19 protein-coding genes and 3 pseudogenes are annotated in these 19,309 nt (G+C 40.4%); all 22 read right to left on the bottom strand.

The features are described from left to right. Positions 1–46: 46 nt before the first annotated feature. A complete protein-coding gene (gene smpB / locus STRMA_RS01190; protein ID WP_003079120.1) occupies positions 47–514 on the bottom strand; it encodes an SsrA-binding protein SmpB in 468 nt (155 codons plus the stop codon). Next, entirely contained in the window at positions 477–2,813 is a 2,337-nt protein-coding gene (rnr, locus tag STRMA_RS01185) for a ribonuclease R (protein WP_003080010.1), read from the bottom strand. The genes smpB and rnr overlap by 38 nt, the downstream gene beginning before the upstream one ends. Before the next feature lie 55 nt (positions 2,814–2,868). Further along, positions 2,869–3,105 carry a preprotein translocase subunit SecG gene (gene secG, locus STRMA_RS01180; protein WP_003078658.1) on the bottom strand — a complete coding sequence of 79 codons (237 nt, stop codon included), beginning with the start codon at positions 3,103–3,105 and terminating at the stop codon, positions 2,869–2,871. A 48-nt stretch (positions 3,106–3,153) separates the two neighbouring features. Next, the gene (rpmG, locus tag STRMA_RS09405; protein WP_003081833.1) at positions 3,154–3,300 is read right to left on the bottom strand and encodes a 50S ribosomal protein L33; all 147 of its coding nucleotides are present in this window, start codon (positions 3,298–3,300) and stop codon (positions 3,154–3,156) included. Beyond that, entirely contained in the window at positions 3,297–4,490 is a 1,194-nt protein-coding gene (locus STRMA_RS01175) for a multidrug efflux MFS transporter (protein WP_115276999.1), read from the bottom strand. The genes rpmG and STRMA_RS01175 overlap by 4 nt, the downstream gene beginning before the upstream one ends. Positions 4,491–5,035: 545 nt before the next feature. Then, complete coding sequence (locus tag STRMA_RS01170; protein WP_003080730.1) at positions 5,036–5,521, bottom strand: GNAT family N-acetyltransferase; 486 nt, start codon at positions 5,519–5,521, stop codon at positions 5,036–5,038. A gap of 104 nt (positions 5,522–5,625) precedes the next feature. After that, complete coding sequence (gene coaE, locus STRMA_RS01165; RefSeq protein WP_003078551.1) at positions 5,626–6,219, bottom strand: dephospho-CoA kinase; 594 nt, start codon at positions 6,217–6,219, stop codon at positions 5,626–5,628. Next, the gene (gene mutM / locus STRMA_RS01160) at positions 6,216–7,037 is read right to left on the bottom strand and encodes a DNA-formamidopyrimidine glycosylase (RefSeq protein WP_003081360.1); all 822 of its coding nucleotides are present in this window, start codon (positions 7,035–7,037) and stop codon (positions 6,216–6,218) included. The genes coaE and mutM overlap by 4 nt, the downstream gene beginning before the upstream one ends. 44 nt (positions 7,038–7,081) lie before the next feature. Next, positions 7,082–7,606: a DinB family protein gene (locus tag STRMA_RS01155; protein WP_003079045.1), complete on the bottom strand. Its 525-nt coding sequence runs from the start codon at positions 7,604–7,606 to the stop codon at positions 7,082–7,084. A gap of 185 nt (positions 7,607–7,791) precedes the next feature. Further along, positions 7,792–8,691 carry a GTPase Era gene (gene era, locus STRMA_RS01150; protein ID WP_003081767.1) on the bottom strand — a complete coding sequence of 300 codons (900 nt, stop codon included), beginning with the start codon at positions 8,689–8,691 and terminating at the stop codon, positions 7,792–7,794. A 15-nt stretch (positions 8,692–8,706) separates the two neighbouring features. Beyond that, a complete protein-coding gene (gene dagK / locus STRMA_RS01145; RefSeq protein WP_003079084.1) occupies positions 8,707–9,114 on the bottom strand; it encodes a diacylglycerol kinase in 408 nt (135 codons plus the stop codon). Next, complete coding sequence (gene ybeY, locus STRMA_RS01140) at positions 9,098–9,592, bottom strand: rRNA maturation RNase YbeY (protein ID WP_003082282.1); 495 nt, start codon at positions 9,590–9,592, stop codon at positions 9,098–9,100. The genes dagK and ybeY overlap by 17 nt, the downstream gene beginning before the upstream one ends. A 336-nt stretch (positions 9,593–9,928) precedes the next feature. Then, positions 9,929–10,174: an LPXTG cell wall anchor domain-containing protein gene (locus STRMA_RS10070; RefSeq protein ID WP_447462937.1), complete on the bottom strand. Its 246-nt coding sequence runs from the start codon at positions 10,172–10,174 to the stop codon at positions 9,929–9,931. Continuing rightward, positions 10,151–10,696, bottom strand: a pseudogene (locus STRMA_RS10065) (SspB-related isopeptide-forming adhesin); the annotation flags it as partial. The gene STRMA_RS10070 and the pseudogene STRMA_RS10065, both read right to left, overlap by 24 nt. Before the next feature lie 828 nt (positions 10,697–11,524). Continuing rightward, a pseudogene (locus tag STRMA_RS10060) lies at positions 11,525–13,390 on the bottom strand (GbpC/Spa domain-containing protein); the annotation flags it as partial. Positions 13,391–13,476: 86 nt separating this feature from the next. Then, positions 13,477–14,445, bottom strand: coding sequence for a PhoH family protein (locus STRMA_RS01130; protein ID WP_003078664.1), 969 nt, complete (start codon positions 14,443–14,445; stop codon positions 13,477–13,479). A gap of 67 nt (positions 14,446–14,512) precedes the next feature. Continuing rightward, positions 14,513–14,728: a YozE family protein gene (locus tag STRMA_RS01125; protein WP_003081453.1), complete on the bottom strand. Its 216-nt coding sequence runs from the start codon at positions 14,726–14,728 to the stop codon at positions 14,513–14,515. Next, positions 14,725–15,234 (bottom strand): annotated as a pseudogene (gene msrA / locus STRMA_RS01120) (peptide-methionine (S)-S-oxide reductase MsrA). Before msrA ends, STRMA_RS01125 begins: the two are co-directional and overlap by 4 nt. 231 nt (positions 15,235–15,465) lie before the next feature. Next, positions 15,466–15,999 carry a PepSY domain-containing protein gene (locus STRMA_RS01115; RefSeq protein ID WP_003080035.1) on the bottom strand — a complete coding sequence of 178 codons (534 nt, stop codon included), beginning with the start codon at positions 15,997–15,999 and terminating at the stop codon, positions 15,466–15,468. A gap of 432 nt (positions 16,000–16,431) precedes the next feature. Next, on the bottom strand, positions 16,432–17,289 hold the full coding sequence (locus STRMA_RS01110) for a CvfB family protein (RefSeq protein WP_003081753.1): 858 nt from the start codon (positions 17,287–17,289) through the stop codon (positions 16,432–16,434). A 263-nt stretch (positions 17,290–17,552) separates the two neighbouring features. Continuing rightward, the gene (gene frr / locus STRMA_RS01105; RefSeq protein ID WP_003079926.1) at positions 17,553–18,110 is read right to left on the bottom strand and encodes a ribosome recycling factor; all 558 of its coding nucleotides are present in this window, start codon (positions 18,108–18,110) and stop codon (positions 17,553–17,555) included. Between the two features lie 14 nt (positions 18,111–18,124). Beyond that, entirely contained in the window at positions 18,125–18,856 is a 732-nt protein-coding gene (gene pyrH, locus STRMA_RS01100; RefSeq protein ID WP_003081292.1) for a UMP kinase, read from the bottom strand. Positions 18,857–19,309 lie beyond the last annotated feature (453 nt).

Here is a 19,309-nt window from a genome sequence, read left to right as displayed (position 1 = left end):
ATCATAACACCATAAAAAGCTGGACATCTGCCCAGCTTTTTTCTATTTATCTCCTATTAAACTCTTTTATTTGCCGTTTAATGTCTCGATCTTGCTCACGGCGCTTGATCGTTTCGCGTTTGTCATAATCATGTTTCCCTTTGGCAAGTCCGATAAGAACCTTGGCAAAACCATTATTAAGATAGACTCTAAGCGGAACAAGGGTCATTCCTGTTCCTTTGAGTGCATTCTCCAATTTTGCAATTTCCCTCTTTTTAAGAAGGAGCTTGCGGGTACGATCAGGATCCTGATTCCAGATATTACCTTGCTCAAAAGGTGAAATATGAACATTAATCAGCCAAGCTTCCCCGTTCTTAATTTGAGCATAGCCATCTTTTAGCTGGATACGAGCAGCTCTGACACTCTTTATCTCAGTTCCTGTCAGCACAATGCCCGCTTCATAAGTTTCTAAAATCTCGTAATCATGTCTAGCCTTTTTATTTTGAGCGACGACGCTTCCTTGACCCTTTGCCATGCTTACCTCCTTTTTTCATTGCCTCCTTATAAAAAGGCTTCTTTTTCTTCTTTTGTGAAAGAGCTGACTGCTTGCTGCGTTTACTAGTTTTTACTTTGCTGCCGCTATTGTGACGTGAGTGCCGCGGTTTATCTTTTTTAGCGTTTGTGAGCTTTTCAATGACATCAAAATCGCTTGGCAGATAGCCAAAGTCAATATCTCCTGTCTCCTTATCTGCCTTAACTACCCTTACTTTGATGGACTGACCAACACGGAAAACCTTACCTGATTTTTCACCCTGCAAACTTAAAGTGCGCTCATTGAACTGATAAAATTCTGGTAAGGTCGTCACATGAATGAGGCCTTCGATGGTATTGGGCAGCTCCACAAAGAGGCCAAATTTGACAACACTGGAGATGACCCCTGTAAACTCTTGTCCCACATATTCTTCCATGTATTCTGCTTTTTTCATGGCCTCAACGGTGCGCTCAGCATCAATAGCACGGCGTTCTAAACTGCTGGCTTGATTGGCAATTTCAGGGATGATTTGAGCAAAATGGTCTACCTTTTCATCAGTTGGCCTGTCGTATTCACGCACCAAGCGGTGAACCAAAAGATCGGGATAGCGGCGGATGGGGCTGGTAAAATGCGTATAGTACGGCGCTGCCAAACCATAATGGCCGTGATTGTGTTCAGAATAACGCGCCTGTTGCATAGAACGCAGCAGCATCATAGAAAGGACATCGCTCCCTGGCTGCCCTTCCATTTTTTTCATAAACTCTTGCAGAGCTGTTTGGCTGATTTTATGGGCCGTCCCCTGGATAGAGACGCCAAAAATACTAGCATAGTCCATAAATTGCTGTAACTTTTCAGCCTTAGGTTCTTCATGAATCCGATAAATAAAAGGAAGAGCTTTCTTTGCAAAGTGCTCAGCCACACATTCATTAGCTGCCAGCATAAAAGACTCAATCATCCGCTCAGCAATTCCACGCTGACGCAGCACAATATCCAGTGGAAAACCCTTGTCATTAACCAAAATTTTGGCTTCTGAAGTGTCAAAGTTAAGGGCTCCTCGTTTTTCACGCATCTTTTCTAAAATCTTGTGCAAGACCGCCATCTCATGAATAGATGGTACAATTTCGCTGTATTTCTCTGTCAGCTCCTTGTCACCTGCAATAATAGCATTAACATCATTGTAAGTCATACGAAAGGCTGTCTTGATAACTGTCTGCCTTATTTGATAATGGAGCACGCGGCCCTGTTTGTCAATCTCCATAATAGCAGACTGTGTCAGACGCTCAAGATTTGGATTGAGAGAGCAGATGCCATTGGACAGGCGTTCTGGCAGCATAGGAACCACACGGTCAGTCACATAAACGCTGGTTCCTCTAGCCAAAGCCTCACGGTCCAAGGCTGAGCCTTCTTTGACATAGTAGGAAACATCAGCAATATGAACACCGAGTTCAAAATTGCCATTTGCTAACAATTTGATATGAACCGCATCATCTAAATCTTTAGCATCTGCCCCATCAATCGTAAAAGTAAGCTCTTTACGCAAGTCCACTCGGCCTATCAAATCTTTATCACTAAGCTTATCTGGCACTTGCTGAGCTTCTGCCATAACGTCTTCTGGAAAAGCAGAAGCAATATCCATAGACTCCAGTACTTCTAAAACATCTATTCCATCATCATCCTGGTGGCCGATAATATCTTCTACACTAGCTACAAAATAATCATGATGGCGCCTTGGATACTTTTCGATAACCGCCTTTATCATTTCAGTCCCATCTAAAACAATAGGCTCTTTTTTGATATAAATTTTCTGGCTGATTTTTTGATTTTTACTCTTAATATAGCCAATATAAGGAGGCTTTTCATCATCTAAAACAAAACGGCCGACAACTGTTTTTAAACTGTGCTCTACAATCTTAACAACTTGTGCTTCTGCTGCTGTTCCTTTTAGACGGTTAGCTACTTTTTTTATAACAAGTTCAACAGTATCACCATCCACGGCATAGCCTGTATCACTGCGTCCTACGAAAAGATCTTCTTCTGCCTCATCAACACTGACAAAGCCAAAACCTGCTTTATTGGCGCGAAAAATACCTGTGACAGTAATCTGCTCTTTTTCTTCCTTTTTCTTTCTAAGCGAGAGCGTTCCATCTTGCTCAAAACGCAGCTGCCCCCTGCTTTCAAGCTTGGAAATCTCCTTGATCAGAGAAGGAAATTTTTTAGCGCCAGCCATATTTAAACTGCTGGCTAAATCATCAACACTTGATTTTCCCTTCTCTTTTAAATAAGTTATAATTTTTTCTTTCATTTTCTTTCCTTGACCTTTTCAAAAAAAATAAGCCAGACAATGTCAAGCTCACTTTTTATTTACTTGATAATACAGCAAGCGCTAAAGCAATAGCCAGCCAAAAGAAGACTAAAATTGCTGTGAAGCGCTGCATAAAGGCTTCAAAGCCTCGAGCTTTTGAACGTTCAAACAAAGCTTCCGAACCACTATTATCAAAGACATTGCTGCTAGGATTTTTTTGCGGCTGCATAAAAATAGCAATAACCAAAATACCTGACAAAACGAGTAATATCGTCACTAAAAAGTTATACATTTCCTTACTTCCTCCACTATTGTCTTAGCCATTCTAACATATTTCATATTAAGATTCAACATGCAAGGTGACTTTTCTCTCCTTAGGGCAATATTTAAGTACCTGTATTTTTTCAGGATGGTTTTTCTGATTCTTGCTGGTCAGATAATTGATAGAGCCGCATTGGCTGCATTTGAGGTTAATTTTTACTCTCACGTGATTTCTTTTGCTCCTAAGTATTTTCTAAAGATAATAACTGACCAGGTAAAATTGATAAAGACGATGCCTGCGGTCACAAAAAAGGTCCAGCGATAGCCCAACCCAGTTGCTACAGCAGAGCCAACAAAAGGCCCTGCAACCTGTCCAAAATAGCTGAAACTTTGATTAAAACTAAAAATTCGGCTAATCCCTTCCTTAGGCGTCAGCTTTGTCAAAAGAGAATTGACACTCGGCATAAGAGCACCGACACCAAAACCATAAAGAAAGCGCAAACTACCAAGCTGCAGAGGAGTCTGTGCAAATCCGCAGAGCAGATACATAATGAAGCTGTAAAAAAGAGCCAGAACTAAAAGACGGTGGTTGCCTATGGCATCACCCAGCCGACCCAAATGAGGACTGGATAGCATACTGGAAATCCCCATAGCAGACACAATAAGCCCTGACACAAAGAGGATATTTTCCCTCTCACCCAGATGACGAATGTAAAGAGACAAAATCGGAGCGATGGATTGAGCTGAAATCTGAATAATCAAGCTGGTCACAAAAAGACCTGCTAAAATAGATTTATGAGGTATCTCTCTAAGCAGCGTCCGAGTCGAAACCATATCAGCCTTTTCAACCGGTTCAAAATCCTCTCGAATCATAAAAATGGTCATGAGGCAGCAAATCAATAAAATAAAGCCGACAAAAACAAAGACCTGACGCATGCCCAGCCATTGCGCTAAACTGCCTCCTAAAAGCGGCCCTATCAAGGTACCTGCTGTCAAGCCAGTCGCTAAAGTTCCAAGAGCATAGCCTGATTTATTCCTTGGTACCTGACTAGCGATCAGCGCTGTTGCATTAGGCACATAGCCAGAAAACAAGCCATTCATCAGCCTTAGAAATAATAGCCAATACACATTGGGAACAAAGGCTATTCCTCCCATTGTAAAGGTCATGACAAGGCTTGCTCTGACCATCATTGGTTTTCGGCCGTACCTATCGGCTAAGCGGCCCCAAATAGGGGAAACCAAAGCCGAAGCCAAAGCTGAGATAGCAACCGCCAAACCCGCATACCACTCAACCAAGGAACCTGATTCGCCCAGGTCTTCAATATAGAGTGCCATAAACGGCATGACCAGCGAAAAACTGGCTCCCGTAAAAAAATTACCAAGCCAAGCGACACGTAAATTCTGCTTCCAATTAATCTCTGAAATAGGCTGCTCAGATATAGGTCTTCATCTTCTTTCCTGTTTAACTTTGATTATTATAGCATAATATCAGACCATAAGTCAGCCTATGATGAGAAAATGAGAAATAAGATACTGACTTTTTGTTATCAAAAATTTCCTGCATAGAATAATTCAGCGTTTTAAGACTATAACAGCCTCACCTCTCTCATTTCTCAAATATAGCAAAAAATCATGGCCGACCGTCTATCTGAGATTGGGACAGACAGCCATAATTGCTGCGCACTCACTCACAGAAAAAGAGTGCAATCGTGAAGATTACGTACAAAAGTCCTTGATCTGGTTTGATTTTTCTGAGCTATTGCAAGACGCAGCAGTTGGGAGAATTTCTGTTGACTTTAGTCAGCCTGAAATTTCCCTCTGCACTGTTCATGAGGTGCTTTAGCACCAATGGACTGCTGCTTAAACAGGCTCTATTTAGTTGAGCAATCACCCTGACAGCCCTGCTTAACTAAAAGCCGCATAACAAAGCGCCCTTCTTTTTGAATGGCGCTCTTTTCATTTCACAGTTTTTTAAAATACCGTGCGACCGGCCAGGTTTTAAAACCAAAAGCCTCATAGGTTTTGCGGGCGGGCAAGTGTCCAGGATCGCCGCCGGTTTCCACCATGACCATCTTCATGCCGGCTTGAGTAATTTTCTGACAGGCATCTTCCATCAATTTTGTGGCGACACCCTTGCCTTGATGTTTTGGTGCAACGGCTAAAACATAAATTTCGCCCATCTTATCCTCTGGATGTATGTGATAAGCAATCCAGCCTGCTAATTCATCATCTGAAAAGGCCAGCAGGATCTGATTGCTTTTTCCATCCAAGACCTGCGACAAATCTGCTGTTTGGCGGGATTCCCAGCCTTGGGGATAAAAATTGTCATAGACAAAATCTGGAACAGCAGAGCGCATTTTTGGAAAAACCGCTGCCCAGCTTTCAATTGACAGGGACAGGATTGCCTCTTTATAGTGAGACTGGTAAGATTTGATGCTAATAGTCATTTTGTCTTCCTCTTCCTTTCTCTTATAATTTTTCTTTTTTATCTCACTTCAATTATCACGATTGGCCAAAGCATAGCTGTCATTAAATTAGCTGTTCGCATAGTCTAGCCTTCTAATCCTTTCAGCTGCTGCTCAATCTGCGCCTGCAGCTGCTTGAGGTCTCCGCTATTGTCAATGACTTTGTCTGCCAGCTGACACTTTTGGCTCAAAGACATCTGACTGGCAAGGCGCTGCTTGGCTTCTTCTTGTGAATAGCCATTGCGCTGTTTCAGCCGTTCTACCTGTGTCTCTGGATTCACATAAACCAGCCAAACCTCGTCAAACCAGTCTGCATAATCCTGCTCAAATAAGAGCGGAATATCCATAAAGAAAATCTCTTCAGTCTTAGCCAGCTGCCCGCGTCGATCGGCTAGTTCTTGCCGAATAATAGCATTTTGCAGCTGGGAAGATTTCGCTAAATACTCTTGGCTGGAAAAAATGAGCTGAGACAGTTTAGGACGATCAAGCTCGCCAGCTTCGTTCAAGATAGCAGACCCTAGCCAGCTGACCAATGCTTGATAGAGTTTACCGCCTTTAGCCTGTAAGTCATGAACCACCTGATCCGCATCAATGACCTGATAGCCCTTTTGCCTGAGATAATTTGTGACTGTTGATTTGCCAGAAGCAATACCGCCTGTAAGTCCAATAATCTTTGTCATCGTTTTTGGCAGGACGGGCAGAAATGCGTCCCTCTTCCTCCTACTTTAATTTTCTCAATCGGTGTGGCACAACGGGCACAAGGTTCATCTGTCTTTGCATAAACTTGTAAGAAATTCTGCATGGTTCCGTCCTCACCAAGAGCATTGCGGTAAGTACGAATGGTTGAACCGCCTTTTTTGATAGCTAACTGTAAAATGTCAATGGTTTCATCGTGAATTCGTTTGATTTCTGATTTTTTCAATTGATTGGACAGCCGTTCCGGATGAATTTTTGCCGCCCAGAGCACTTCATCCACATAGATATTGCCAAGACCAGCCACCAAATGCTGGTCCAAGAGAATCGTTTTGATGGCCTTATGCGATTTTGCCAGTCCTTTTTCAAAAGGCTTTAATTTAAAGTCCCTTTCATTTGGTTCAGGTCCAATCTTTTTCTGGGTAAAATAATCCTCAAGCTGTGATTTTTCCAGCAATTCAAACGTCCCAAATTTACGTACATCTTGATAAACTAAAGTAGAACCATCATCCAAACCAAAGAAAAGATGAAAATGCTTATTGACAGGTGGCTCATCTTTAAAAAGTAGGTATTTACCTTCCATACGCAGATGGGAAATCAAAACCTGCCTCCCCAAATCAAAAATGAGGTATTTGCCGCGGCGGCCAATACTCTCAAAAGTCTGACCCAAAATATCCAGCTGAAAATCTTCTGCACCTGTTTTAACCATCTTAGGCACACGCACATCTGCCGATTCAATTTTTTTGCCGGCAATTAAACGCTCCAAGCCGCGCCTAACCGTTTCAACTTCTGGTAATTCTGGCATCTTTACTCCTTATTCTTTTACAGCTTCTATCATTCTCAAAAAAACTAATCCTTCAATCCCAGCAAGCGGCGTGCATAAACGGCTTGACCCGAATGCATAGCAGCATCATCAATGATAGATACTAAGCGTACGCCGCGTGTCACAGCTGGTGTCCAAGAGTCATCTACAATCTCATCTAAATTTGCCTCATTAAGTGAGTGAAGATAATCAATCACAAAGCTTGAGGCCGCATTGAGATAGTCTGTCAAGCTATCCAAATCTTTAGTGACAATCTTTTGAGCTTGCTCTAAAGTATGATTCCATCCATCTTCTTGATCAGCTAACTTAAAAGGAAACCGCAAGGCAAAATCTTGACGCTTCCATACAGACTCCGTTTCTGCTAGCGCAGCAATCTGCAAATCCAACTCACGCGCTGTATGCCAAGTCAGCCAAGTTAACGATTTGATTTGCGGGGCTTTATCCGCTTGCGGAAAAGCATTAGCTTCTTCCACAGTCACACCATCCAGCATCCGCAAGAAACGTTCCCGCGCACGATTGAGGCTATCTATCAGCATTTCTAAATAAGTCATCACAAGTCCTCCTTCTGTCAAAGAAAGCTGAGCTTATAACTCAGCTTTTTAGTATGAATGCCCCATGACAAAGCTATTTGTAAAATTTTCTTTCAGCATGAGGCAGAGTTTGGCTGACATACTCTTTAGTATTCAATTTCTTATCTGTTTCAAAATCAGCAGCTACTGGAGTTTCTCTCTAGTCTCTAATATTCCTTTTTGTTATATCCAAAATCTGCCAAGTCCAGCTTTTTGTCCCGCCAGTTTTTCTTGACTTTAACCCAAGTTTCAAGAAAGACCTTATCACCTAGCATGAGTTCAATATCCCGCCTAGCCATGGAGCCAATTTTCTTGAGCATAGAGCCGCCTTTGCCAATGATAATGCCCTTTTGACTGTCTCTTTCCACCATAATGGTAGCGCGGATATGAATCTTGTCAGTCTCCTCATCCCGCTTCATACTGTCAATAACCACTGCCACCGAATGCGGAATTTCTTCACGTGTCAGCAATAAAACCTTTTCCCGAATCATCTCAGAAACCAAAAAACGCTCAGGGTGGTCGGTAATCTGGTCAGCTGGGAAGTACTGGAAGCCTTCCTCTAAATTTTCACTTAAAATATCAACCAGATGCGAAACATTATTGCCTTGAAGAGCAGAAATCGGCACAACTTCCTTAAAGTCCATCTGCTTGCGGTAATCATCAATCTGACTCAGCAGCTGATCAGGATGCACCTTGTCAATCTTATTAACCACCAAGATGACAGGAACCTTAGCTGCTTTTAAGCGCTCCATGATCATGTCATCTCCCTTACCACGAGCTTCATCAGCAGATATCATAAAGAGGACCGTATCCACCTCACGCAAAGTACTATAGGCAGACTCTACCATAAAATCACCCAAAGCAGTCTTTGGCTTATGAATTCCCGGTGTATCAATAAAGACAATCTGCTCCTGGTCTGTCGTGTAAATCCCCATAATTTTATTGCGCGTCGTCTGTACCTTATCGCTCATGATGGCTATTTTTTGGCCCATAACATGATTTAAAAAAGTAGACTTCCCAACATTTGGACGTCCTAAAATAGCAACAAATCCTGATTTAAATGACATAAAACCTCCTATATACTAATGAAAAAGCAACTGCCATATCTTTGGCACAAAAATAATGAAACCCGTTAAAGCTGCAAAACCTGAAATCATTAAAACCGCTCCAGCAGCCATATCCTTAGCATTTTTCGCCAGCATTGAAAAGTGATAGTCACTGGCTAAGTCAACGACATTTTCAATAGCAGAATTAATAATTTCAAACGTGACAACTAAGAAAATACTCAGCAAAAGAAAAAGCCACTCAATCATCGATACTTTAAAAATCAAACCTGCTAAAACAGCCAAAAAAGCTGATACCGCATGTTTTTTCATATTGCGCTCTTCTTTAAAGGCCGTTATAATCCCTGTCAAGGCAAATTCTAAGCTAGCTGTCAGTGTCCGGTTTTTCCATTTTTTAGGGCTTTGTCTATTATCTCTTAAGTCCATATGCTCTCAATATCTCTTCCTGTAGGCTAAACATTTCCTTTGCTTCTTCAGGGCTGTAATGGTCATAACCATTAATATGCAAGAAACCATGAACAGCAAGAAATCCCATTTCCCGCTCAAAGCTGTGACCGTATTCTTTTGCCTGCTCCCTTGCCTTATCAACAGAAATAAAAAGTTCACCGATATAACTGTCAAACTCGGCTAACACCTCAGCTAATTCTGGCTCATCTTCTAACTCTTGCTCATCAAAAGAAAGAGAAACTTCTGGCTTATACTCCAGACTGATCACATCAGTGGGGCGATCAGTGTTGCGATATTTCAGATTGAGCTCATGGCTGCGTTCATTAGTCACAAAAGTGATGGCCATCTCTTTGTCATCCTTATGAATCTTTTGGGCAGCAAAATTTAAAATCTCTAAAGTCTGTTTTTTCATTTCTTCAGAAACAGTAGCTGTTTCGTCAATCATTTCAATGTACATGGACTTCTTCTTTCAAAATTAATACTGCTTTTATTATATCACATAAAATGCTTTCCTACTGACTTTAATACCTCTTCTTTTTGATTTCTCATATAATAATGAATCCATTATTTTACAAAGCATTTATACCCTTACAATGCCAGCATTTTCATGCTAATACGCTTCAAAAATCTCTGAAAGACTAGGTCAGCGTCACCTTGCCGTAGGCCAAGTGTGGCTAGCTTCCTCGTATGCTTTTTAAGTTTCATTGAGTATAAAGTATAGCATAAAAAAAGTAAACTTCTAAAGTCACTGCTTGCTCAAAACAGGCTTTTTAAGTTTACTTTTCATTAAGGGTTAGTTTTCTTTTTTCGTCAGTCTAATAAAACCAAATCCAGCAGTCACCATTGTGACAACACCCGCTACAGTCAAGATCAGATTGTCTTTTTCTCCGGTCTTTGGAAGACTAGGCGTGGAAACTGATGCTTGTATAGGTCTATAAGCAGTCTTATTGTGCGAAACAGCTGAAGTTGGAAGAGGGTTCTTTGGTTTTACTTGTTTGGGATCTGAAGGATTCGGCTGCTTAGGATCTGGCTTAGGCACATTATTAACGACAACATCTGTCGCATAGCCATTGCCAAAGTCGATCTGATAAGCCCTGTTTTCAAATTGTCCTCCTGTTTGCCCCATTTCCATCTTGACTGTCATGGGATCAATGATGGTAATAGAATTTCCAGTTAGCACATAAGTTTGATAAAAAGTTTCCATATCTTTAGGAATAAAGACCTGGAAAGCCCCTTTAGGGCTAATTCCTGCAGCCCTTAAAAAGTTCTGGACTTCTGCGGGTGCTTGGGAAAGGCTTTGATAAATATGACTAGTTACACCCTGCACTGCTTGCCCTTTGCTGTCAATTAAACGAATATCTTTTTCATTAACAGTCAGAGCCTCTTCGGGGAAATCATCCACATAGTAGAAACCTTTAGCAATCTCATCTTTGCTGGCTTTTATACCTTTATACTGATCTAAATCCCAGAGCAGACGATAGTAGTTAACCGATCCTGCTGTCACAGTCTGGCCGTCAATGATAAGGCCGTCTTTATTAGTGTTGTGCTTAATAGGCTTGACTGGATCCTGCGGAGTACTGACTCGAACGGGCTGCGAATAGATGGAATAAGTATTATTAACATTTAAATGAAAATTATTGACATAAACCGCTCGATCATTAGTGACGATCCCAATAAGAACAGGAGCAGCTGGAGTTACACTGCTGCTTAGATCAGCGTTTAACTGTGCCAAAATCTGATCACCAGCTGTAAAAATAACCGTATGGCTAACACTATTATAAGCAACATCAAAACCTTTATTAGCTTCTTTAGTAGCTGTCAAATCTAGCTGATAGCCTGAAGGCAGGGAATCTCTTATCTGAAATTGTTTTGTGAGCTGGCGATGGGCAGGCAGGCTATCTGCTGTCAATGTAAATGTAACCACACTGCCTTTATTGACAAGGGCTTTATCAAGATCAGCACCGTCAGTATTCATCACTGTCTTTTTAACAGGAGGCTGTTCATATAAAACACTGTAATGATAATGAACAGTAGGAGCAACTGGCGGTTCTGGATCTACTGCTCTTTCTGGAGCCAGAGGTTCGATTGGCGCTACAGGCTCAGTTGGCGCCGTTGGTGCCACGGGTTCTGTCGGTGCCGTTGGCGCTACAGGCTCTGTCGGCGCGGTTGGAGCCTCAGGCTCGGTCGGTGCCGTTGGTGCTACGGGTTCTGTCGGTGCCGTTGGTGCCTCAGGCTCAGTTGGCGCCGTCGGGGCTACAGGCTCTGTCGGCGCCGTCGGCGCTACGGGTTCTGTCGGTGCCGTTGGCGCTACAGGCTCGGTCGGCGCCGTTGGCGCTACAGGTTTAAGAGGAACGCCTACTGCCTTAATGTCTGAATCAAAGGCAAACCAAACAAGACCGCGATTATTTGAGCCGATATCAAAAGAAACTTCATTTCCTTTTGCCTGGCCAACAATAGCACCATACCACTTATTAGGACTATTAGAACCATCCCACTCATCTTGCGAGAAGCGAGAGCCATCTGCTTTGTTTTCGTTTGAACCATCTGCGCGCGCACTTCCATCTGCATGCGGTGTAATAGAAGAACCAGAAATTTGGATATATTCTCCATTAAAATTAGTCACAAATTCTGATGAATTAGTCGTTGAATTCAAGGAAGCAAAACTGACTAAAGAATCAGTAACATCTAATAATTGTCCATCTTCATCATAAAACTGAGCGGCTAAATTAATACGGACTTGACCATTAAAATCAGGAAACCAAATTGTCTCTGTCGGATCCTTAACCAAGAAAGCAGGTAATTCCCCAGCATTAACTGGAGTTTCTTTCAATGTGTAGGTATAGACAACTTTAGAAATCTTTTTCCCTTCAAAAGTTGAATTTTGAAGATTGGTATAGGTCACTTTTAAAGGAACATCTTTTTTAAGAAGAACTTTTGTATCATTGCTGCGCCAGCTCATCAAAAGGTTGTATTTGTCCAAAGCATCTCCGCTGATTCCCCACGATTGAACAGCCCTGTTCAGTTCATCTTTACTGTAGGCTTTAGCAGATGGATCTAAAGTTAAAACAGCATTTGGTTCCGTTTTATAAAGCAGAGTCTGTGCCGCAGGTTTGACAAGGTAACCATCCTCATTTCGCTTTGCTTGCGCTTCTTTCAATGCCTTTTCATAAGCAATGAGATCTTGGTCATATTTGCTTTTTGCAGCTTCATAAGCGATAAGCTCCTGATCATACTGGGCTTTAGCCATATTGTAAGCCGCCAAATCCTGATCGTACTGCGCTTTGTCCTGATCGTACTGAGCCTTAGCTCTATTGTAAGCTGCTAAGTCCTGATCGTACTGCGCTTTATCCTTATCGTACTGGGCCTTGGCTGTATTGTAAGCTGCTAAGTCCTGATCGTACTGTGCTTTGTCCTTATCGTACTGGGCCTTAGCTCTATTGTAAGCTGCTAAGTCCTGATCATATTTATTTTTAGCAATCGTGTAAGCCGCTAAATCTTGGTCATATTTGTTTTTAGCAATCGTATAGGCCGCTAGATCCTGATCATATTTAGCCTTAGCCGTCTTATAAACCGCTAGATCCTGATCATATTTAGCCTTAGCTGTCTTATAAACCGCTAGATCCTGATCATATTTAGCCTTAGCAGCCTTATAGGTAATAATATCTTGATCATACTGAGTCTTAGCTCTATTGTAAGCCGCTAAATCCTGATCATACTGAGCTTTATCTTTATGATAAGCAGTCAGATCTTGATCATATTGCGCCTTATCTTTATCGTACTGAGCCTTAGCAGCATCATAAGCCGATTTTTTCTTATCATAGTCAGCTTGATTATTTTTAACCGTTTCTTCATGTTTTGCTTTAGCTGCCGTATAATCATCAGTTGCTTTTTTAATAGTTTCTGCCTGTGCTTGATAATCTTTGGCTATCTCTTCTTGTTTTTGAGCCGTTTCATTAGCAGAAGTTGTTTTACCAGCATCAGTGTCTGCTTCTTTAACAACAGTAACACCCGCATCTTGCGCAGCCTTAACAGAGTCAGCCAAAGCTGTTTTATCCGTTTCTACAGAGATTCCTCCATCAACTTGACCAGCCTTTGCAAGTCCATCAGCAGCTTGCGCGGTTGGCGCTGGCTGAGCCTCTGTTAAGTTTGTTGCTGCATTAGCCGTTTCATCTGCAAAAACGCTAGCTCCTGAAATACTTGCTAAAGTAAAGGCACCTCCTGTTAAACCTAATGCTATTAATTTTTTTCTTTCCATTCTTGTTTTAACTCCCAAATAATTCGATATATAAAATAACTATTTTTATTATACACTTTTATACCATAATTATTCAAGAATTTTGTTTATCTATCTTTATTAATGTCTGTTTCATAAGCATTAATAATTTCAGCCACTACAGGATGACGTACAACATCTTTAGCTGAAAAATAAACAAAATCAATCTGTTTAATCGCTGATAATTTTTCAGAAGCATCTACTAATCCTGATGTCACATGTTGAGGCAGATCAATCTGACTAATATCACCATTGATAATCATTTTAGAATTAAAACCAAGCCGGGTTAAAAACATTTTCATTTGCATAATGGTCGTATTTTGTGCTTCATCTAAGATGACAAAGGCATCATCCAAGGTACGGCCGCGCATATAGGCTAAGGGAGCAATTTCCACAATTTCTCTCTCCATCAAACGAACGGTTTGTTCCTTTCCTAAAATACGATAGAGAGCATCATAAACAGGACGTAAGTAAGGATCAACCTTTTCTTTTAAATCCCCAGGCAAAAACCCTAAGCTTTCTCCAGCTTCTACAGCAGGCCGTGTTAGAATAATGCGTTTGACCTGTCCGCGTTTGAGAGCAGTGATAGCTAAGGTCACCGCTAAAAAGGTTTTCCCCGTCCCTGCAGGACCAATGCCAAATACAATATCATGACTCTTTACACTGTCGACATAGACTTTTTGTCCAAGAGTCTTGACACGAATGGGCTTACCGTAAGAATCTTTAATGATTTCTTCTTCATAAAGTGCCACAAACTTATCAATACTGCCATTTTGTGCCATGGAAAGCGCAGTTACAACATCAGAAGTATTGATAATCATACCTCGCTCAACCAAGACTAACAGAGCTTTGATGGTCAGACCTGCTAGCTCAACTAGATCCTCAGTCTCACCTAAAATTTGAACGCGCTCTGTTCGAGCATGAATGGTCACAGCAAGATTCTCTTCAATTAATTTTAAATGCCGCTCATTGGAACCAAAAAGATTCATCATATCATCTGGATGCTTTAAGTTAATTTCAACAGAATAATTTTGCAAATTTTGCTCCTTTTTTCACCTTTATATTCCCTTCATTATATCAAAAAATCACGCTAAACGCGTGACTTTAATGTGCCAAATAATCTTCCCAAATCTTATCAAATTCACTGAGATTAAAGGAAAAAGACGCTTCATCTTCCAAATAACGGCTCACTTTTTCAAAATCATCCGTGTGTTTGGGAAAAGCTGTATCTTCAAAAGCTAACTCTGCTAAAAGGGCTGCAGGTTCATGGCTTTTTGCATTGCGCTGCGCCATCAGCCAAGTGTAAAAAGATTTTCTCATTGCCACTTCTCCTTTAAAAAGGCATGCCTAAGAGCACTGCTTAAAGCATAGCGCTCTGGATTTTTGCGATAAAATGCTTGATGGTAATCTTCTGCTGGATAAAAAGGCTACACTGGTTCAATCTTAGTCACAATAGGACTATCAAAACGGCCAGACTCTTGCAACTGTCTTTTTGAATTTTCTGCTATCTGCTTTTGCTCATCATTCTCATAAAAAATGACTGGTCGATAATTATCCCCGCGGTCTGCAAACTGGCCAAACGCATCCGTTGGATCTGTCTGAGTCCAATAAATAGCGACTAAATCAGCATAGGAAATGTCATTTTCATCAAAGATAATTTCAACTGCTTCTGTGTGTCCTGTTTTATGAGAACAGACCTCTTCATAAGTGGGATTGGGAAGATAACCGCCAGTATAGCCTGAACGGACAGAAACAATCCCTTCTTTTTCTTCAAAAGGCTGGACCATGCACCAAAAACAGCCTCCTGCAAAGATAGAGCGCTGCATATTAGGACTCCTTATTTATTTTTTTATATTATAACAAAAAATTGAGTATTCTAATAGCAAAAAAGCCAGCAAATTCAGCCAGCATTAACTAAATACCTAACTCTTAGCAGTAAAAGACGAAAGCTTGTTTGGTTTGCCTTCTTTACACTTAAATCAAGCAATAAAAAACCAAGCTGAAAATGCAGCTTGGCTTGTCTTATCTTATTTTATCAAAAAATTATATCAAAGAGACTAATTGGTTTCTTTAGCCGTAATTGTTCCATTAAGAGCGTTAAGGACATAACGATATTCTCTTTTACCATATTTGAATTCAATCTTATAAGTAGGCACATCATTGTCAGAATCAGCTTCTACTTTTAAAGACGAGACCCGACTCTCGTTCAAACCTGCGTCTTTTAGAGCCTTATTTTTAGCTTCATTTGCAGAAATTTTAGCCAGTCCTTTTTGGGAGCCATTGACATTGCTGTGGCTATCAGTATCTTTTTCAGTGATAAAACCAGTAGCCGCATCAATGGTATAATCGTAATCTGAATCATTACTGCTGAATTCTACTTCAAAGACAGGCTTATCATTATCAGAATCACTGTGCACTTTGATAGAATGAATCTGCCCTGCACTAAGACCAGCATCATTCAAAGCAATTGTTTTTGCTTGCTCAGCATTAATAGCTTGATCTGCTGATACCGAAGGGCTAGCAGCAAGAGCAGCTGCAGCTAGTCCTAAAGAAGCAGCTAATACAAGGGATACTTTTTGACTTAATTTCATACCGATGACGTCTCCTTTTAGTTGAGATGACTCAAAAATCATTAAAATTCTTAAAAAATTTTAATGATTAAAAATAAGTAAGAGCTTGCTAGATGCTATCCGGAATCGCATAATAAGCACAGCTCTTACCTATCATTTTACGTATTCTACTGTTAATGTCAAGCTTTAAAAGCTTATAAAATGCCGGTCAAACCTTATATTACAGTTTTGTATCATCTAGATTTCCTTTGGGAAATATAACTTAAACAGTCCAGCAGATGATACTTACAATTTACTTACATAAAATAACATTAAAATTAAAAAAGTTTCATTATATTTTAATCAATTATTTCCTCACAGATAAGGCCACGTTTTAAAAAAATAGAAAGCTGCCTTTTAAAAATAAGGATCAGCAAAACAAAAGGAAATAAATTTACCCTTTTCATAACTTCATTATCGTAATTCTGTTCCGTTCATATCCTGCTTAATTTTTTTAGCCTTCATCAAGCCGCCAAGCGCCTTTTTAAACTGACCTTTAGAGATACCAAAGACTGCCTTAATATCTGCAGGGGAAGATTTATCATTAAGAGTCATAAAACCGCCATTGCTCTTAAGATAGGTTAAAATCATCTCTCCGTCATTCTCCAACATCTCAAAAGAACGTGGTTTAAGAGAAAGATTAAGAGTATGATCCACTTCACGAAAACCAATAACGCGTGCATCCAAAACTTCTCCTAAACGCGGCTCTGTATAACGCTCACTAGGGTGGATAAAACCAAGCATATTATTCTCAGGAAGATAAACAAAAGTTCCTGACATTTTCAAACGATAAACAATGGCCGGCCAAGTTTGATTTTGCATATTATTATAAGCTCGTCCAGCTATTTTTTGAAAAACTTCAGGTGCAGCTGGTACTGCCCACATACGGTCTTTTCTGTCTATGTCAAGATGAACATAAAGTTTATCGCCCTTTTTAGGCCATAGTTCTCTTAAATTTGGTAAATTATCCAAGGATACAGCCACTTGTTTATCCGGCAGACCTATATCTAGGAAAACACCCAAATCCCTTCTCACCTCTGTCACAATCCCCCAGCCGTAAGTTTGACGTGTTGCTCTTATCTCAATAGTGGTTAAACGTGCTTTCTGCTGCTTATCAAGATAAACAAAACCTTTGATCATATCACCAATTTTGTGCTGTCCTTCAGCCTTGTCTACAGCAAAAGTAAAGCCATCTTTTTGGACAAAATAAAATTCTTTGTTTTCGTCAGTCACCATTCCAGTAAGGACTGTTGCCAATAATTGATTCTTCATGCTTACTCCTTCATTTGCTCCTGCTTTATATGCTGTATGTTTAGTTAACTTCATTTCTTCAAAGATTTATGGAAAGAGGCAAATGCTGCTAATATAGCTTATAATGGCTATTAGCCATTTTATCGTACTTTCTGCCGCTCTTTGCTTCTTAAGGGATGTTTCTGAAATAGTTTTTAACTAGTAAACAGCAGATCTTTTTTATTTTAGCTGATCAATTGAAAACGAACCCAGCTAGCTTTTGCCAGCTGGGTTTTATCTCACTGCTACACGTCAAGTAATTCTTTTTCTTTATTAGTAGTCATATCATCAATATGCTTAACTGCTTCATCAGTAATTTTTTGGATATCTTTTTCAAGAGATTTCAGCTCATCTTCTGTCATCTCCTTAGCTTTTTCTGCTTTTTTAGCCTCATCCATTGCATCACGGCGAATGTTGCGAATAGCTACCTTAGCACTCTCACCAACTTTTTTAACCTCTTTAGCTAAATCACGGCGTGTCTCTTCTGTCAAAGCAGGAATGACAAGGCGGATTACAGAACCATCATTTGCTGGATTGATTCCAAGATCAGAAGCATTAATAGCATGTTCAATATCCTTTAATGATGATTTATCAAATGGTGATATTAAAAGAACACGTGCTTCTGGAACTGAAATAGAAGCTAATTGATTCAATGGAGTTAAAACACCATAGTATTCTACTTCAATACGATCTAATAAAGCAGCATTAGCACGACCCGCACGAATACTGGCAAATTCACGTCCAAGAGACTGGTGTGACTGTTCAAAACGTTCCTTAGCTTTTTCTATAATAGCATTAGCCATTTTTATTCTCCTTATTATTTCGAAATTTTATTTGTAACTGTTGTCCCAATCTGTTCACCAAAAATAACACGCTTAATATTACCCGATTCATTAAGATTGAAAACAACTAGGTCAATGTCATTGTCCATTGACAGCGAGCTAGCAGTGGAGTCCATAATTTTAAGACCGCGCTTTAGTACCTCCATATGGGTCAGCTCATTAAACTTAATAGCATCCGCATTTTTACGCGGGTCATCATTATACACGCCATCTACCCCATTTTTAGCCATCAAAATAGCATCAGCTGCAATTTCAGCAGCCCTAAGGGCTGAAGTCGTATCTGTCGAAAAGTAAGGAGAACCAACACCTGCCGCAAAAATAACAATACGTCCCTTTTCCAGATGCCGCAGTGCCCGACCTCGAATATAAGGCTCAGCCACCTGCTGCATGGCGATCGCTGTTTGAACACGCGTATCAATACCAACATGCTGAAGTGCATCTGCCATCACAAGAGCATTCATAACTGTACCCAACATCCCAGTATAATCAGCTTGAACACGATCCATACCGGCTTCTGATGCAGGTTCACCTCTCCAAAGATTACCTCCGCCAATAACCAGAGCAATTTCAACACCCGAATCATGAACTTCCTTGATCTCTTGGGCGATTGTCTGGACGGTAGGAATATCAATACCAATTCCTTTTTCTCCAGCTAAGGCTTCACCAGATAGCTTAACCAACACACGATTATATTTGGGATTTACCATTATACTTACTCCTTACATTATCTCTAATATTTTATCATACTTCTTATAAAATTTATAGTATCTTTTCCTTTAAAAAAGCCCTATAATCTCTGCGGTGGTTTTACCCACTACAGAAATTATAGAGCCTAGAAATAATACCTCAGACTGATTCAAAAACCAATTAGAGGTGTTATTTTATTACTTGTAATTTTCCGATGAAAAGCTGGCTTTTTTTCGCATCAAGCAGAAAAAAGACCAGCTAAACTTAATTAATAATGAAGTCAATAGTAATGAGCGATAGCATTTCTAATGATATCAGTGATATTGCTAACCTAACCATCGCACTGCCTACTAGGTCATAATAGCTAGGAACAGCATAATGGGGGCTCCAATAACGCCACCACCTGCTACAGTAGTCAGCATCCCATATTCATTACATCAAGTATTCAATCGTTGATATCCTCATAACAAACC

Origin of the sequence: Streptococcus macacae NCTC 11558 (assembly GCF_000187995.2) — a bacterium.
In the GTDB taxonomy this organism is placed as follows: domain Bacteria; phylum Bacillota; class Bacilli; order Lactobacillales; family Streptococcaceae; genus Streptococcus; species Streptococcus macacae.
The sequence above is the reverse complement of the archived record's forward strand: the minus strand, read 5'-3'. Positions and strand labels throughout refer to the sequence as shown.

Coding starts and splice junctions, on each gene's coding strand:
- smpB (WP_003079120.1), bottom strand. CDS start 514: ATGGCAAAGGGTCAAGGAAGCGTCGTCGCTCAAAATAAAAAGGCTAGA.
- rnr (WP_003080010.1), bottom strand. CDS start 2,813: ATGAAAGAAAAAATTATAACTTATTTAAAAGAGAAGGGAAAATCAAGT.
- secG (WP_003078658.1), bottom strand. CDS start 3,105: ATGTATAACTTTTTAGTGACGATATTACTCGTTTTGTCAGGTATTTTG.
- STRMA_RS01170 (WP_003080730.1), bottom strand. CDS start 5,521: ATGACTATTAGCATCAAATCTTACCAGTCTCACTATAAAGAGGCAATC.
- coaE (WP_003078551.1), bottom strand. CDS start 6,219: ATGACAAAGATTATTGGACTTACAGGCGGTATTGCTTCTGGCAAATCA.
- mutM (WP_003081360.1), bottom strand. CDS start 7,037: ATGCCAGAATTACCAGAAGTTGAAACGGTTAGGCGCGGCTTGGAGCGT.
- STRMA_RS01155 (WP_003079045.1), bottom strand. CDS start 7,606: ATGACTTATTTAGAAATGCTGATAGATAGCCTCAATCGTGCGCGGGAA.
- era (WP_003081767.1), bottom strand. CDS start 8,691: ATGTCATTTAAATCAGGATTTGTTGCTATTTTAGGACGTCCAAATGTT.
- dagK (WP_003079084.1), bottom strand. CDS start 9,114: ATGGACTTAAGAGATAATAGACAAAGCCCTAAAAAATGGAAAAACCGG.
- ybeY (WP_003082282.1), bottom strand. CDS start 9,592: ATGTACATTGAAATGATTGACGAAACAGCTACTGTTTCTGAAGAAATG.
- STRMA_RS01125 (WP_003081453.1), bottom strand. CDS start 14,728: ATGAGAAAATCTTTTTACACTTGGCTGATGGCGCAGCGCAATGCAAAA.
- STRMA_RS01115 (WP_003080035.1), bottom strand. CDS start 15,999: ATGAAATTAAGTCAAAAAGTATCCCTTGTATTAGCTGCTTCTTTAGGA.
- STRMA_RS01110 (WP_003081753.1), bottom strand. CDS start 17,289: ATGAAGAATCAATTATTGGCAACAGTCCTTACTGGAATGGTGACTGAC.
- frr (WP_003079926.1), bottom strand. CDS start 18,110: ATGGCTAATGCTATTATAGAAAAAGCTAAGGAACGTTTTGAACAGTCA.
- pyrH (WP_003081292.1), bottom strand. CDS start 18,856: ATGGTAAATCCCAAATATAATCGTGTGTTGGTTAAGCTATCTGGTGAA.